Source organism: Nonomuraea sp. NPDC004354, assembly GCF_053602555.1.
The window spans coordinates 1-14,562 of record NZ_JBSGDV010000040.1 but is presented as its reverse complement, the minus strand read 5'-3'; the positions used below and the strand labels follow the sequence as shown (position 1 = coordinate 14,562).

General features: G+C 68.1%; 13 protein-coding genes and 1 pseudogene. 5 read left to right on the top strand and 9 right to left on the bottom strand.

Annotation, left to right across the window (positions count from 1 at the left end):
• Window positions 1-130: 130 nt before the first annotated feature.
• The 7 genes from ACWENQ_RS45320 to ACWENQ_RS45290 form a co-directional block, all read right to left on the bottom strand.
• Window positions 131-703 (bottom strand): bifunctional DNA primase/polymerase, encoded by a 573-nt coding sequence (locus tag ACWENQ_RS45320; RefSeq protein ID WP_449930590.1) that lies wholly within the window; start codon window positions 701-703, stop codon window positions 131-133.
• Window positions 704-1,003: 300 nt separating this feature from the next.
• Window positions 1,004-3,841 carry a glycosyl hydrolase family 95 catalytic domain-containing protein gene (locus ACWENQ_RS45315; protein ID WP_452419703.1) on the bottom strand — a complete coding sequence of 946 codons (2,838 nt, stop codon included), beginning with the start codon at window positions 3,839-3,841 and terminating at the stop codon, window positions 1,004-1,006.
• Window positions 3,842-3,868: 27 nt separating this feature from the next.
• The gene (locus ACWENQ_RS45310) at window positions 3,869-5,416 is read right to left on the bottom strand and encodes a sugar ABC transporter ATP-binding protein (RefSeq protein ID WP_452419702.1); all 1,548 of its coding nucleotides are present in this window, start codon (window positions 5,414-5,416) and stop codon (window positions 3,869-3,871) included.
• Window positions 5,413-6,420, bottom strand: coding sequence for an ABC transporter permease (locus ACWENQ_RS45305; RefSeq protein WP_452419701.1), 1,008 nt, complete (start codon window positions 6,418-6,420; stop codon window positions 5,413-5,415). The genes ACWENQ_RS45310 and ACWENQ_RS45305 overlap by 4 nt, the downstream gene beginning before the upstream one ends.
• Window positions 6,417-7,478, bottom strand: a complete 1,062-nt coding sequence (locus ACWENQ_RS45300) for an ABC transporter permease (protein WP_452419700.1) — start codon at window positions 7,476-7,478, stop codon at window positions 6,417-6,419. Before ACWENQ_RS45300 ends, ACWENQ_RS45305 begins: the two co-directional genes overlap by 4 nt.
• The gene (locus ACWENQ_RS45295) at window positions 7,475-8,563 is read right to left on the bottom strand and encodes a mandelate racemase/muconate lactonizing enzyme family protein (protein WP_452419699.1); all 1,089 of its coding nucleotides are present in this window, start codon (window positions 8,561-8,563) and stop codon (window positions 7,475-7,477) included. The genes ACWENQ_RS45300 and ACWENQ_RS45295 overlap by 4 nt, the downstream gene beginning before the upstream one ends.
• Window positions 8,564-8,576: 13 nt before the next feature.
• Window positions 8,577-9,665: a sugar ABC transporter substrate-binding protein gene (locus tag ACWENQ_RS45290; protein WP_449930540.1), complete on the bottom strand. Its 1,089-nt coding sequence runs from the start codon at window positions 9,663-9,665 to the stop codon at window positions 8,577-8,579.
• Window positions 9,666-9,759: 94 nt separating this feature from the next.
• Between ACWENQ_RS45290 and ACWENQ_RS45285 the strand changes: the two genes are divergently transcribed.
• The 3 genes from ACWENQ_RS45285 to ACWENQ_RS45275 are packed head-to-tail and all read left to right on the top strand — an operon-like array spanning window position 9,760 to window position 11,634.
• Window positions 9,760-10,449, top strand: a complete 690-nt coding sequence (locus ACWENQ_RS45285) for a GntR family transcriptional regulator (RefSeq protein ID WP_452419698.1) — start codon at window positions 9,760-9,762, stop codon at window positions 10,447-10,449.
• 38 nt (window positions 10,450-10,487) lie between these two features.
• On the top strand, window positions 10,488-10,790 hold the full coding sequence (locus ACWENQ_RS45280) for an L-rhamnose mutarotase (protein WP_449930536.1): 303 nt from the start codon (window positions 10,488-10,490) through the stop codon (window positions 10,788-10,790).
• Entirely contained in the window at window positions 10,780-11,634 is an 855-nt protein-coding gene (locus ACWENQ_RS45275; protein WP_452419697.1) for an amidohydrolase family protein, read from the top strand. The genes ACWENQ_RS45280 and ACWENQ_RS45275 overlap by 11 nt, the downstream gene beginning before the upstream one ends.
• 344 nt (window positions 11,635-11,978) lie before the next feature.
• On the opposite strand, the gene ACWENQ_RS45270 is transcribed toward ACWENQ_RS45275, so the two are convergent.
• Entirely contained in the window at window positions 11,979-12,647 is a 669-nt protein-coding gene (locus ACWENQ_RS45270; protein ID WP_449930532.1) for a TetR/AcrR family transcriptional regulator C-terminal domain-containing protein, read from the bottom strand.
• A gap of 88 nt (window positions 12,648-12,735) precedes the next feature.
• Between ACWENQ_RS45270 and ACWENQ_RS45265 the strand changes: the two genes are divergently transcribed.
• The gene (locus ACWENQ_RS45265; RefSeq protein WP_452419696.1) at window positions 12,736-13,233 is read left to right on the top strand and encodes a hypothetical protein; all 498 of its coding nucleotides are present in this window, start codon (window positions 12,736-12,738) and stop codon (window positions 13,231-13,233) included.
• Window positions 13,234-13,527: 294 nt separating this feature from the next.
• Window positions 13,528-14,190: a recombinase family protein gene (locus ACWENQ_RS45260; protein WP_452419695.1), complete on the top strand. Its 663-nt coding sequence runs from the start codon at window positions 13,528-13,530 to the stop codon at window positions 14,188-14,190.
• Between the two features lie 277 nt (window positions 14,191-14,467).
• On the opposite strand, the pseudogene ACWENQ_RS45255 reads toward ACWENQ_RS45260, so the two are convergent.
• Window positions 14,468-14,562: pseudogene (locus ACWENQ_RS45255) on the bottom strand (IS5/IS1182 family transposase); the annotation flags it as partial.

Below are 14,562 nucleotides of genomic sequence, written 5' to 3'. Positions count from 1 at the left end.
CCCCTACCCCCCTCTCCCCCCCCGCCGCCAGTCCGATCCCCTCCACCTCCCACACCAGCGATAAGCGGCTCGCCACCAGCGGAAACGCGGTGGCGAGCCTCTCTTGTTTGCTCTGGTTGCCTACAGCTTCTTACGGGTGTCTCCGGCCAGTCACGGCAAATACGCGGCCGCATTTTCGGCGTTTGGTCGCCTCCCAGCTTCCCTTCATGGCCTCGCCTGCTGCCATGAACGCATCTCGCGTAGACGCGTAGACGAACATCCACGCCGTGCCCCGCCAACTTGGCGACGCCCTCGAATGCCGCGTCCGTCTGGAAGTTCCCTCCGGTGCCTGCCTCACCCGTCCCGTTGCGTCCTCGGCCACGTCGGACGGGGCGGAGAAGTAGAGATGCGTGCCGCCGCGCCCCGTGCGGACCGTGAAGGTCTCCAACGGCAGAGACTCTTGCCCGCTCGCAGAGCACAGCGAGAACGTCAGCGCCGTCATGAACACCAGGCAGAGCCCATTCCGGCGGCGGCGGATCCCCCCGGTCCTGGGGACGTCCAGGTCGATCACCGTAAGGCGGGACGGGCCACACGCAATGCCGATGTTGTACGGCGCGCGTGCCGCCGCAGCCAAGCGACCACCGACAACGACAAAGGCGCCGAGTGGCAGCAGTCCAAGGACGTTCTCTGGGCAGCGTTCCGATCTGGCGGGAGACGCCGACACCACGATCACGCCTTACTCACTGCCGGCTGTTCGGTGAGATCGGCTCAGCGCTTCTCAGGATGAAACGGAGGCTCATTGTTCCGCGAAAATCGACACAGTCGACGCGGCTTCGCACCGCCTCCCCCTCGCTGGCGTGACCGGCTTCATCCGTTGTCCGTTCTTGCCGGCCTCGGCATTGCAGTGCGGGTGACCGGTTCGATAGGAAGCCCTGCCGCCTGGGGCCGCTCTCTTCAGGTCAGACGGTCGGTATGGAGGCCGGTCGGACCGTGGCGCGGTGGTCCGATCGGCCTCCATGCCACATCAGACGGGAACCAGACTCCACTGCTGGCTAAGGTTGTTCGTGTCGGTCTGCTGCACGATCACGGCAAGGTCCGCGGTCGAGTCGCCGCGGACGCCGATGACCTTGCCGCTGCGCACGTTGCCGATCTTGAAGTAGCCGTCACCGGTGTCGATGAGCATCCACTGCTGGTTGGTGCCACCTGCGTCGCCCCATTGGATGATCGGAACGTCGTCAGCCGTCGAACCTCCGCTGACGTCGGCCAGCAGGCCGGAATTGACGTTCTTCAGCGTGTACACCCGGCTGCCGAGATCGGTCAGCTGCCAGCGCTGGCTCGGGCTGCCCTGGTCGGTGGTCTGGATCAGGCCCGTTCCGGCAGTGGTAGAGGAACCGGACACCTCGACGGCCTTGTCACTGCGCCGGTTGACCAGGATGAACGTGGTGGCCTTGGCGGGTGGCGTGACCGTGGCGGAGCTGCCCGCAGCCATGGTGACGTTCTGGCTCCAGGTGCCGAACCTGACCCGGGTCGAGGTGCCCCCGACGCTGCGCAGGGTCGCGCTCGTGACGTTGCCGTTCACCCAGTCCATGTCCAGGGTGAATCCGCCGCGCAGGCCGAGACCCCGGACGCTGCCGGTGCCCCACGCCGCCGGCGTCGCGGGCAGCAGCTCGACGACGCCGGGCCGGGAGTAGGCCAGCATGTCCAGCATGGCCGTCGGCGTGCCGAAGTTGGCATCGATCTGCAAGAACGCGCCGCTGCCGATGGACATCATGTCCAGCATGTTGATCGACGTCCCGTTGGAGTTGTCGTTGACCACCGGCTTCAGGACGGTGAGCAGCAGCTTGTAGGCGTTGTCGGCATGCTTGAGCCGGGCCCAGCACAGCGCGCGCCAGGCGTTGGACCAGCCGAAGCTCTCCATGCCGCGGGCGATGAGCTGGTTGCGCACGCCGATGACGATCGGCACCGGCCCCTGGTCGTGGGTGATGCGGTCCCCCGGGGAGAAGCCCACCAACCCGGACAGGTGCCGGTGGGTGGTCTCGCCGAGGTTGTCGTCGGTCATCCACTCCTCGAGCCAGCCGGTCGTGGCGCTGACCTCGGGCAGGTACAGCTTGGCCTGCAGCCCGGCGATGGCCGCCGCGTAGGTCGAGTCGACGCCGAGCTTGGCGCAGGTGTCGCGGTAGTTCTGGAAGAGCTGCCAGACCAGTTCCTGGGCGTAGGTGATGCCCTTGGCGTTGGTCGGCCCGTGTTCCGGTGACCAGTCGCTGTCGTCGATGAGGACTTCCCTGGTGACACCGTTCTGCGTCACAGTGGTCGTGATCAGCCGCGCCTCCCAGAACTGGCAGGCGCCTTTGAGCAGCGGGTGGATCTTGGCCAGGTAGTCGCGGTCGAGCGTGTACTCGTAGTGCTCGAACAGCGAGTTGCACAGCCACGCGTTGCCCGCCGGGTGCCACCACCAGCCCATGCCGCCGTAGACGTTGGTGGAGATGGCCGTCGTCCAGCCGGCGATCTTGCGGCTGCTGTTGCGGAACCCGTTGCGCCGGTCGTTGAACAACCGCTGCGTCTGCGTGGTCCAGGAGGGCACCTGGGCGACGCAGTAATCAGCGAAGGCGTCGAAGCACTCCGGCAGGCCCGCGCGGTCGGGCAGCCAGTAGTTCATCTGGACGTTGATGTCGGTGTGGTAGTCGCCCATCCAGTCCGGGTTGTTGCGGTCGAACCACAGGCCTTGGAGATTGGTCGGCAGGCTGGTACGCGATCCGGTGATCGTCAGGTACCGGCCGAACTGCAGGTAGCTCGCCTCCAGTTCGGGGTCCGGCGCGCTGCCCGCCGCGGCCCGGGCGGCCAGGCGAGCAGCGGTGTCCATGGCGCGCTGGGTCGAGGACGACGTACCGAGGCTGACCGACATCCGGCCGTAGAGGGCCTGGTAGTCGGCGACGTGCGTGGAGCGCAGGGTGCTGCCGCCCGCTGCGAGCGCGGCGGTGGCCTTGCTCGTCGCCACTGCCGTCGGGTCGACGGTGGCGTCCTTGAACGCCTTGGTACCGTCCGGCACGTAGTTGGTGCCGCCGGAGATGACGATCAGGACTTCCAAGCAGCCGGAGAAGGTGACGTCGGCGCCGCTGGCCTGCACCGTGCCGCCGGTGCCCTGGACCGCGACCGCCGCGCCGTACTTCAGGCCGTTGCCAAGGGTTCCCGAGAACGAGCCGGTCTTCGAGGTCGAGTTCGTGGTGGTGGTCTCGCCGTGGGTGCCGTTGAGGGCCACGCTTCCGGTGTAGCTGCCGCCTCCGCCTTGGGTCAGGCGCACGACGATGACGTCGTCCGGGTGGCTGGCGTACACCTCGCGCTGGTAGCTGACCCCGCCGAGGGTGTAGCTGGCCGACGCGTACCCGTTGCTCAGGTCGAGTTGCCTGCGGTAGTTGGCGACTGCGGCGGTGGTGTGCGCGGGGACCTTCAGGTATGCCTTGGCAAGCATGCTGATGGTGCCGAACTTGGTGGTCTCGTACGGGAACTGCCCGTCGCCTTGCAGTCTGTCGTTCAGTCCACCGGTCCACAGCGAACAGTCGGTGATGTACAGGGCGTCGTTGGCCGGATCGCCGGAGACCAGGGCGCCGATGCGGCCGTTTCCGATCGGTACGCCCTCCTGCATGATCTTCGATTCCACAGCGGGCGTGCGGTACCAGAGGGTGGTCGCCTCGGCTTCGGGGACCAGCGCCTCGCTCGCCGGACGGGGCGTTTCCTCGGCTGAGGCGGTGAAGACCGGGATATCGCTGAGGGCGAGCGCGGCGCCTCCCACGCCGCCTAGTCGCAGCAGGTTGCGCCTGCTCAGCGGGTTGGAACCGGGTGCAGGGGAAGAAGGTACGACGTCCACGGGTGTCCTTCCGGGGGGTGGGGGGTGTCAGTCATCCATCCGGGACCCGACGGGGGTCGCGGGTCCAGATGTGGCATGGATGGCGCGGATGACTTTCGCGCTGGTGGTGTCGTAGTCGTGATCGTTGTCGATCTCGGCGGTCACGCGGTAGTCGCGGAAGACGACGATGCGGTCGGCGAGAGTGATGGTCTCGTGCAGGTCGGATGAGATGAGCAGGACCGCGAGACCCGACTGGGCCAGTTCCCAGATCAGTTCGTGGAAGGCGGCCTTGGTGCGGACGTCGATGCCGATGGTCGGCTCGTCGATGATGAGGATGTCCGGGCGGGCGGCCAGCCACTTGGCCAAGGACACCTTCTGCTGGTTGCCTCCGGAGAGCTGGCCCGCGGGCTGCTCCGGGGAGGAGACCTTGATACCCAGGGCGGCGATCTGCTCGTCGACGGCGGCGCGTTCGGCCTTGGCCGGGACGTAGGAGAGCAGGCGGGTCATGCGCGACCAGGTCGTGGCGGCGATGTTGCGCTGCACGGACTGGTCGAGGAAGACGCCTTCCTCCTTGCGGTTCTCGCTCACGTAGCCGATGCGGTGCTGTCCGATCGCCTCGCGCACGGATGTGACGCGTACCGGCTCGCCCTGCACTCGGACCTCGCCGGCGGTGATCTCGTGCAGGCCGATCAGGGCACGGGCCAGTTCGCTACGGCCTGCTCCGACGAGCCCGTACAGCGCGACGATCTCCCCGGACCGGACGTCGAGGTCGATGTCGCGGTGTCCGACGTCGGTGCATACCCCGTGCAGGCTCAGCGCGGGCCGGGCGGAGTGGTCGATGGTGCGGGGCGGGAACCTCAGCGCCTCCATCGCCCGGCCGACCATGTGGTTGAGGATGTCGTCGTGGGAGAACTGGGACAGGGGTTGGGACTCCACGACGCCGCGACCATCGCGCAGGACGGTGACGGTGTCGCAGAGGGCGAAGACCTCGTCCAGCTTGTGCGAGACGAACACCACCGAGGTTCCGGCCTCAGCCAGGCCGCGCACCGTGCGGAACAGCACCTCGGCCTCGTTCGGGGTGATCGAGGCGGTCGGTTCGTCCAGGAGCAGCACTGCGGACTCGCTGTCGAGCGCCTTGGCGATCTCCACCAATTGCACCTGTGCGGCCGACAGACCCGCGATGGGCCGGTCGGGGTCGAGGTCGAGGTCGAGCCGCTCCAGCGCGGCACGTGCGCGCGTGCGGACGGCGGCCCGGTCCACCACGCCCCAGCGTTGGGGCAGGTTCTGCAGGACGATGTTCTCGGCGATGGACATCTGTGGGACGACGTTGCGTTCCTGGTGCACGACGCCGATGCCCGCGTGCAGCGCCTCCAGCGGCGAGCCGAACCGCACTGGATCGCCCGCCACGGTCAGTGTGCCGCCGTCGTGCCGGTGCACCCCGGTGAGGATCTTGATGAGGGTGGACTTGCCTGCGCCGTTCTCGCCGAGCAGCGCATGGATCTGACCGGCCCGCAGGGTGAGGTTCACCCCGTCGACGGCGCGGACGCCGGGGAACGTCTTGATCAGGCCGGTGGCTTCCAGGACCGGGGTGCTCACGGTGTCCTCCTGACAAGCCGCCACGGCCGCAGACCGTGCCGTTGCGTCGAAAGCAGCACGGTGCCGAGGACCACCGCGCCGATGATGAAGGACACCGAACTGGGGTCCCACGAGTACAGCGAGTGCGCCGCGTCGACGAGCCGGACCAGGACCGCGGCCAGGATGGTGCCGAGCACGGCGATCCCGCCGCCGGTCAGTGCCACGCCGCCGATGATGGGGGCGGCGAAGCTCGGCAGCAGCCAGTCCCCGCCGACGCTGCGGTTGATGCCCGGCAGCGAGGCGACGCTGACGACCGCGGCGACGCCGACGAGCAGGCCCGACAGGGTGTGAGCGAGGATCAGGTTGCGCGACTCCGAGATGCCCGACAGCCGGGCGGCGAACGGGTTGCCGCCGAAGGCGATCATGCGCCTGCCTACGGCCATCCGGCGGTAGAAGAAGGCGAGTACGCCCGCGACGGCCACCGCGAGAAGGAATACCAGGGGCAGCGGGCCGAGCGCGGTGGCGCCCAAGTCCTTCAGCCAGGGCGAGTACCCGTCGACGGTGAACGAGCGAACCAGCTTGTACTGCAGTCCGATGAGGATCGTCATGGTGGCGAGGGTGACGATGAACCCGTTGATCCGGGTGACCACCACGATGACGCCGTTCACCGCCCCGCCCAGCGTCGCCGCCGCCACGCCGATCAGCAGCGCCGGGACCGCCGGGACAGCGTGGTCCTGCATCAGCACGGCCATGAGCGCGGCGGAGAAGCCGCCCAACGCGCCGACGGCGAGGTTGAGCTGGCCCACGCTCAGTGTCACCATCTGCGCCAGGCCGATCAGGATCGGGACGGCCAGGAAGGTGGTGAACCCTTTGATCGAGTTCCCGGACAGGAACGTCCCGCCGGAATTGACTGTCAGGACGAGCGCGCCCAGGACGCAGACAACGGTGAGCACGACGATGTTGGGGTTGCCCGCCCGGAGGAAGTCGGTGTCCAGCCTGGTGCGGGGCTTGGTCGTTGTGCTCATCGTGGACGGCCGGCCTTCCGTTCGGCGATCACGGCCCGGATGCGGTCTGTCGACAGCGCCGCCAGGAGCACGACCCCGATGTAGATGTTGAGGTCTTCCAACCCGACCTCCATGAGGGTGAGGCCGCGCCGGATGACCAGGGTCAGCGCGGTGCCGAGCATGGTCCCGAGCACCGAGACCGCGCCACCCGCGAGCAGGGTGCCGCCGAGCACGGGTCCGAGGAACGACGGCAGCATGAAGTCCGCGCCGATGGTCGCCTTGAACGAACCGGTGGAGACCGCGAGCAGGAACCCCGCCAGCGCCGCCAGGGCGCCCGACATGCCGTGGGCAGCGATCACGCGCCGCTTCGTCGGCAGCCCCGACAGCTCCGCCGCCTTGGCGTTCGCGCCCACCATCAGCAGTTCCCTGCCGATGCGGGTGCGCGAGTACACATAGCCCACCACCGCCATCGGGACCAGCGCGAACACGATCATCTGCGGAATCGCGGCGGTGCCGCACACCTCACCGACGCAGAGATCGGCGAAGGAGTAGGCGCGCAGCTCGGCCATGCCGGCGGGTTTCGCGGTGAACGCCGCACCGGTGGTCAGTCCCGTGTAGACAAGACTGACGATGCCGAGCAGGAAGAAGTCCATCGCCAGGGTGACGACGAAGGAGTTGACCCCGGTCTTGGCGATCAGCCAGCCGGTGAAGGCGCCGATGGCCCCGCCCGCGGCGATCCCGGCCGCCAGGCCGACCCACAGCGGCAGGTCCAGCAGTTCGTAGCACAGGCCGGACCCCATTGCGCCGAACGCGGCCATCCGGCCGACGGCCAGGTTCATGTGCCCGATCGACAGCGCGCACATCTGCGCCAGGCCGACGACCGTGTAGATCGACAACTCGCGCAGCAGCGGGAAGACCACGAGCTTCTCGTCGAACATCGCGGGCCGGGCTGAGCCGAACATCACGTAGAGCCCGACGATGAGGACGAACAGCACCAGCGGAGGGGCCGCGACCCGCCTGCGCGGCCTGCCGCCGCCGCACGGGGCGACCGCAGGCCGGTCGGTGAGCGTCGAAGTCATGCCACTCTCAGATCGTCGAGGGCGTCGTCGTTCCAGTCGATGCCCAGGCCCGGGGTCCGCGGCGCGATCGCGTGCCCGTCGGCTATCTGCATCTCCGCGCGGGTCAAGGTGCGCAGCTGCGGGATGTGCTCGACGTACCCGCCGTTGGGGATGGCGGCGACCAGGCTGACGTGCAGTTCCATCAGGAAGTGCGGGCACACCACGACGTTGAACGCCTCCGCGGTGTGCGCGACCTTGAGCCACGGCGTGATCCCGCCGATGCGGGCGACGTCGACCTGGATGACCGAGGCGGCACGGGCGGCGAGGTACTCGCGGAAGTGGCTGACCGAGTACAGCGACTCCCCCACCGCGATCGGGATCGAGGTGGCCGCGGCCAGGGTGGCGTGCCCGGTGATGTCGTCGGCGGGCACCGGCTCCTCGAACCAGCCCAACCCGACCTGCTCGAACAGCTTCGCCCGGCGGATCGCGTCGGCCGTCGTCAGCGCCTGGTTGGCGTCGACCATGATGTCGAAGTCGTCGCCCACCGCCGCGCGCACGGCGGCGAGCCGCTCCAGGTCCTCACCTGGGCGGGGCTTGCCGACCTTGAGCTTGACCCCCGGCCATCCCGCCTCCTTGCTGGCGAGTGCGCCCTTGACCAGTTCGTCGGGGCTCAGGTGCAGCCAGCCGCCTTCAGTGTCGTAGAGCGGCACGCGGTCGCGGAACCCGCCCGCGAGTCGCCACAGTGGCAGCCCCGCGCGCAGTGCCCGCAGGTCCCACAAGGCGGTGTCCACCGCGGCCAAGGCCAGCGAGGTGAGAGCCCCGACCGCGGTCGCCCTCGTGGAGAACAGCAGGTCCCGCCAGATCGCCTCGATGTCACGGGAGTCCCGGCCGATCAGCCGGTCGAGCAGGTTGTCCCGGAGCAGGGCCAACACGGCGGTCCCGCCGGTCCCGATCGTGTAGGAGTACCCGCGGCCCACCGCGCCGTCGTCGGTGACGATGTCCACGACGATGGTCTCCTGCTTGAGGAACGTCTGGATCGCGTCGGTCCGCAGCGTCTCGACCGGGACGTCGGCCAGGACAGCGGTCGCTTGAGTGATCACAGCCATTGGTCTGATCCCCCTACGAGCAGGACAGCAGCTGAGTCGCGAACTGCTGCTTGACCTCGTCGGACTTGGCGACCCGCTCCTTGTCGTAGCTGTCGACGTTGGCCTTGGTCACGACGAACGACCCGGAGTCGACCACTGCGCCTTTCGCCTTCATCTGGCACTGGCCCGAGGCCAGCAGCGCGAGTACCCACGAGCCGACGGAGGCCTGACCGCCCGGGTTCTGCGTGACGGTCGCGGCGACCGACCCGTCCTTGATCCCCGCGAGGATCTTGGCGTCGTCGTCGATGGCGACGACCTTGATCGGCAGTCCCGCGCCCTTGACCGCGCCCGCGGCGGCGACCGCGGGGTTGTAGGCGGTGCTGACGATGCCCTGGATGCTCTTGCCGTGGGCGTTCAGCAGGTCGGTGACGGCCTTGGTCGCTGTCTGCAGATCGCTGTCGATGTCGGTGACGGTGTGCGCCAGAGTCACCGCACCCCCGGTCTCGTCGATGGCCTTCTTGACGCCCGCGATGCGGCGCTGGGTGTTGGAGTCAACGTTGTTTCCGGTCAGGTGGGCCAAGGCGCCCTTGCCGCCCATCGCCTCGATCGCGGCCTTGGCAGCCTTGTACGCGGCCTGCTCGGTGTCGGTGGACAGGCAGAAGGCCGCCTCGTTCACATCACCTGCCGGGCACGAGGCCAGCGAGCCCACCGCGAAGCCCTTGCCCTGCAGGTCGGCGAAGGTGGTGTTGATGTCGGCGGGGGAGACGCCGAAGACGCCGAACGCGTTGTACCCCTGTGCGGCCAACGACTCCAGCGCGGCGTTCTGCTTGCCCTGGTCCCACTCTCCGGTTTCGTTGAAGGTGAACCCGCCCAGGCCGAGTTCGGTCTTGGCCTGCTCACCCGCGGTCTTCCACGGCTGGAAGTAGGGGTGGGCTCCCCCGGGGACCAGCGCCAGTTTCACCTTGGCGCCGTCCTTGAGCTCGACCACACCGCCGGACGCCGTCGCGGGCCCGGTCGCCGCGGCGTTCTGGTTCGCCGAGGAGTCGGCTCCTTTGGTGGTGCACGCGCTCAGCAGCAGGAGCGCGCAAGCCGCGATCGCGGCGCTCCGGGTGGTGTGAGACATCTCCGCCCTCAAAATCCTATAGGATATTGGATCTATGATCCGGTATCCTGGCTTCGTTCACACCGGACGTCAACCCTCGGTTATCGGAGGTTCCGTGACCAACCAGCGGACGCCGATCGGCGATCGCATCCGTGCACCCATCACCCGCAGCACGCTCGTCCCCGAGGTCCGCGACGCCATCGAGGCGCTGATCATGGACGGCGTGATCCCGCCCGGAGCCCGCGTGAGCATAGACGCCCTCGCCCGGGAACTGGGCACCTCGCCCACACCGGTCCGCGAAGCGCTGGCCAGCCTGGAATCGGCGGGACTCGTGGTCAAGGAGTCCCTCAAGGGCTACTCGACCACCCCGCTGATGATCCGAGCCGAGGTCGAGGACATGTTCGGGTTCCGGCTGCTCATCGAACCGTGGGCGGCCGAGACCGCCGCCAAGGCCGATCCGGAGCAGACGGCCATGCTGACCACCGAGGTGACCTCCGCACTCGTGGCTACAGGCGACGGCGAGGCGAACTACCGCGACATCGCCCGCCACGACGCGCGATTCCACGACATGATCACCGAACTGGCGGGCAGCGACCACGTGCGGCAGGCGCTCGCCCGAACGCACTGCCACCTGCACCTGTTCCGGCTCTCCTACGGCCCGGTGATGGCCGCGCCGACGTTCGCCGAGCACACGCGCATCGCCGAGGCCATCGCCGAAGGCAAGCCTGATCTGGCCAAGGCGGCCATGGTCGACCATCTGATGACAGCTCGCGACCGCATCCTCAAGTCAATGCCCTCGGACTAGTCATGCGAGGAGGCCGTACGATGCAGCGGTTCGGGTCTGTGGTTCGACTGCGGCCGGAGCAAGAAGAGAGATACCGCGCGCTCCACGCCGCCGTGTGGCCGACGGTGCTGCGGCGGATCCACCGCTGCAACATGCGCAACTACACGATCTTCCTGCGTGACGGCCTGCTGTTCTCCTATTACGAGTACGTCGGCGACGACCACGCTGCGGACATGGCGGCGATGGCCGCCGACCAGAGCACTCAGGACTGGTGGAAGCTCACCGACCCGTGCCAACAGCGGCTGGACACGTCCCCGGACCAGCAGTGGGCTCCTATGGAGGAGGTCTTCCATGTCGACTGAGCCCCGGCGCGTCGACGCGCACCACCATGTATGGGACCTCGCCGTGCGGGACCAGCCCTGGACGGCGGAACTACCCGCGCTGCGGCGCAGCTTCCACTTCGACGACCTCGCCCCCGAACTGGCCGCCCATGGCGTCGCGGGCACGGTCCTCGTGCAGACCATCACGGTCGCAGAGGAGACGCCCGAGTTCCTGGCCCTGACCGACGACCACCCCGAGATCCTCGGCGTGGTGGGGTGGGTGGACCTGACCGCACCCGATGTCGCCGACGCGATCGCCGCGCTCCGCGAAGGCCCCGGCGGACGCCGGCTCGTCGGCATACGCCACCAGGTGCAGGGCGAGTCGGACCCGGAGTGGCTGCTGCGCGCGGACGTGCTACGGGGCCTGGCCGCGGTCGCCGACGCGGACCTGACCTACGACCTGCTCGTCACCGCGGCGCAGCTCCCCGCGGCGGTCGCCGCGGCGGACCGGGTGGCCGGGCTGCGCTGGGTCCTCGACCACGCCGGCAAACCGCCGATCGCCGCGGGCGAACTCGACCCGTGGCGGAAACACATCACCGCACTCGCCGCGAACCCCGCCGTCGCCTGCAAGCTGTCCGGCCTCGTCACCGAAGCCACAGCGGATTGGCACGACGACGACCTCGCCCCCTACGCCGACCATGTCATCACATCGTTCGGCCCGGACCGCGTCATGTTCGGCTCCGACTGGCCCGTGTGCCTCTTGCACGCCACCTACACCCAGGTCACCGCCTCCGTCGACAGCATGACCGCCACTCTCGACGACGCCCAACAGCAGGCGGTCTGGGGCGGCACCGCGACCCGCTGGTACCGGCTTCCCGCGGGCTGACACCCGCCCTGGCGAACGGCAGGGCGGATCCACCACTCGATAGACATGGACCACCCCGACCTGGATTCCGGACGTGCGCACGCATGTCAACAACAACCAGGACGGCATGTTCATCCACTATGGCCTTGGCGGACGGCGCGCTCGCCGCGAGGCACCATGACGGCTTCGCCTTTAGGACACCGCGTAGGCCCTCCGCTCCCGAACGTGTCCCCAGCCGCCAGGTAGCGGGGTGAGATATCACGATTGCGGTTCGTGATCATTTCAGGTGCGTGTCTGCTGGTCGCGTAAGGCTGGCGACGCTCCGGTGTCGAACAACAGTGACGGCATAGATGCCATGACTGTCGTCACGGAGCCGACGATGTCGGCGAGTGGATGCGCGATTCCAGCCCGGCCAGAAGTGTGTGGAGTCCGAACTCGAACGGGTCCCCGGGCGCGGTTATGGCGGCGGAATCGATGCGGGCCCGCAGCCGGGGGTGGGTCTGGGCTACCGCGAGCATCTCGGCAGTGATCCCTTGGAGCTCTTTGTCGGCGTCGGCACCGTTTCGTCGTAGGTGCGCCTGCCAGGCTGCCTGCGCCGCGTGGCCCTGCGCGGCGCCGATCACGAACATGAGCACGGTAGCGGCTGCCTGGTCGGCCTCGGCTTGGGTGAAGCCCGCCGACTCGTAGATGCTCAGGGATTGTTCGTCGAAGCGGGCCTTGTTGGGGCCGTAGATGAGGTGCGTGCTCATCGCCGGGATCAGCCAGTAGTGCCGCACGACCATGGCATACGCTCCACGCGCCAGCGATGCGGCGGCTTCCCGCCACCCGACTCCGGCGGTGTCGGCCTGCGGGATCTCGCCGAACACATGGTCGGCCGCGAGGACCACCAGCTTGTCCTTGCTCTTGACGTGGTAGTACATCGCCGATGCGGCCGACCCGAGGTGTGTGCCCAGACGGCGGATGTTCAGCCCGTTCACGCCTTCGGCGTCGAGTACCTCGACGGCTGCCCGGACGATCTGCTCCTTGGTCAGCATGTCGCCCAGCCTAGCGAGCGTTGAACTTAGATCAAAACGTCCGCTATGGTGTCGAACTAAGTTCAAAAACCTTATGGAGGAGATCCCCGTGTCCCTCGTTGTCGCCCTGCAGTTCCTGCTGGCCCTGACATACCTAGTAGTTCCATTGGCCGGTCACAGGTACGGCGCCGCCGCCCAGAAAGCAGCCGATGCAGAGATCCACCGACAGGGCCACAGTCCCGCCGTATTGACCAAGCACGGCCTCGACTTCACCGCCAGCACCGCCAGCGTGACGGTGTCCGTGGCAATCGCCGCGGGTCTGGCGACGCTTGCCGTGCTGAATCTGTTCGATCAGCCCATGCTCACCTGGATCCTTCAGCCCATCCTGCTGATCGCCGGCGGCTTCGTCACCACCTCCCAGGTTTTCGTCGTCCGCTACGTGGAGGCTGCCTTGCGCAAGTCCGGCACAACCGACATCGACGCCAAGTCGCTGATTGAGGCGGCGAAGGTGGCCTTTCCCGGCTGGTTCCATCCGCTCGTCCTGGCGCGCTTCCTCCTCACGACCGCGGGCTCACTGGTCATCCTGCTCTTGCTTACTCTTTCCTGACCGGGGGGTGAGGGGCCCTGCTGGCGAGTAGCAACTCTGCGGACTGAAACGCGGGTCGGACGCTTGGGCTCCATGGCAGCCTCATCGCTGCCTCGCCCCATGACCCACCCTCGAGGCAGGGGTTGTCGGGATTAGGTGATTTCCCGACAGGCCGCAAAGCCCAGCTCTCGACCGCCGGAAAATCGGACATCGGGGGATGGAATACCGTGCCGGGCGGGTGATCCCGAGCCGGAATTGACGACAGGATTTCCCGACAGGTAGAAGAGGGCTCTGTCCTTCCTTGAGGAGCCTTCGGTGCGGATTGTTTACTCGCGTGTGTCCACCGCGACCCAGTCGCTGCTGCGGCAGCGGCACATCCTCACCGAGGCCGGCCTCCTGATCCGGACCGAGGGCGTCGCGGAGGGATTCCGCCCCGCCGAGGGGGTGCTGCTATTCGAGGACCCGGCCACCACCTCCAAGATCCCCGCGCTGGAGCGGCCCGCGTTCGCCAGAATCGCCGCCGCCTCCCACCCCGGCGACACCCTCACGGTGTCGGAGCTGTTCCGGCTCTGCCGCGACCTGATCGACATCCATGCTGTACGGGACTGGTGCCAGGCCCGCGGCGTCATTCTGCGGGTCCTGTCGGGCCCGCTATCCAACTTCCACGACCTGGCCGCCAACGACGCGACCACCGCCCTGATCATCAACGTGATCACCGCTGTGGGACAGTTCCAGCGCGACCTGCAAAACGAGCTGACCGCCGAGGGGATTGCCGCGGCGGAGGCCGAAGGACGCTACCGCGGCCGGCCGCCCGCGCTGACCGGTGCCCGGCTTGAGGACGTGCGCTCGACCTTCCAGGACGGCGGCGCCTCCGTCGCGGCTCTCGCCCGTGCGCATGGGGTGAGCCGGGCCGCCGTCCGGGCCGCGCTGGCCGATCTGCTGCCCGGCCAGGCGATCGCGCCCTCTCGCTCATCCTGACCGAGAGGGCGGAGGCGACCAGGCCGAGAAGCGGCCAACCTCTGGCCCACCGCTACTTGGGGTCGGCGTAGGGGTTGACCTCGGCATAGGCGTCGTCGGCCTCGGTGAGGTCGAAGCCTTCCTCCCACTGGCTGGAGGAGGGCCAGTTGTCCGGCCCACCGACGCGGAACCGCTCGTTCCAGCGAGGCTCGGCGACGCTCCAGGCGTGCAGCTCGGGCTGGTCGACCGGGTCGTAGTCCATGCGGCGGCGGATGAACTTCTCGTCATACACGCAGAATGCGACCGTGACGGTTCCCAGGAACATGTAGGCGCGTTTGTCGTAGCGGGTGGCCACCGCGCGGAAGTTCTTGAGCCGGTTGATCGCCCGCTCCA

Bases quoted from the DNA above. Each gene is read 5' to 3' on its own strand.
- ACWENQ_RS45305 (WP_452419701.1), bottom strand. From the start codon at position 6,420: ATGAGCACAACGACCAAGCCCCGCACCAGGCTGGACACCGACTTCCTC.
- ACWENQ_RS45300 (WP_452419700.1), bottom strand. From the start codon at position 7,478: ATGACTTCGACGCTCACCGACCGGCCTGCGGTCGCCCCGTGCGGCGGC.
- ACWENQ_RS45295 (WP_452419699.1), bottom strand. From the start codon at position 8,563: ATGGCTGTGATCACTCAAGCGACCGCTGTCCTGGCCGACGTCCCGGTC.
- ACWENQ_RS45290 (WP_449930540.1), bottom strand. From the start codon at position 9,665: ATGTCTCACACCACCCGGAGCGCCGCGATCGCGGCTTGCGCGCTCCTG.
- ACWENQ_RS45275 (WP_452419697.1), top strand. From the start codon at position 10,780: ATGTCGACTGAGCCCCGGCGCGTCGACGCGCACCACCATGTATGGGAC.
- ACWENQ_RS45270 (WP_449930532.1), bottom strand. From the start codon at position 12,647: ATGCTGACCAAGGAGCAGATCGTCCGGGCAGCCGTCGAGGTACTCGAC.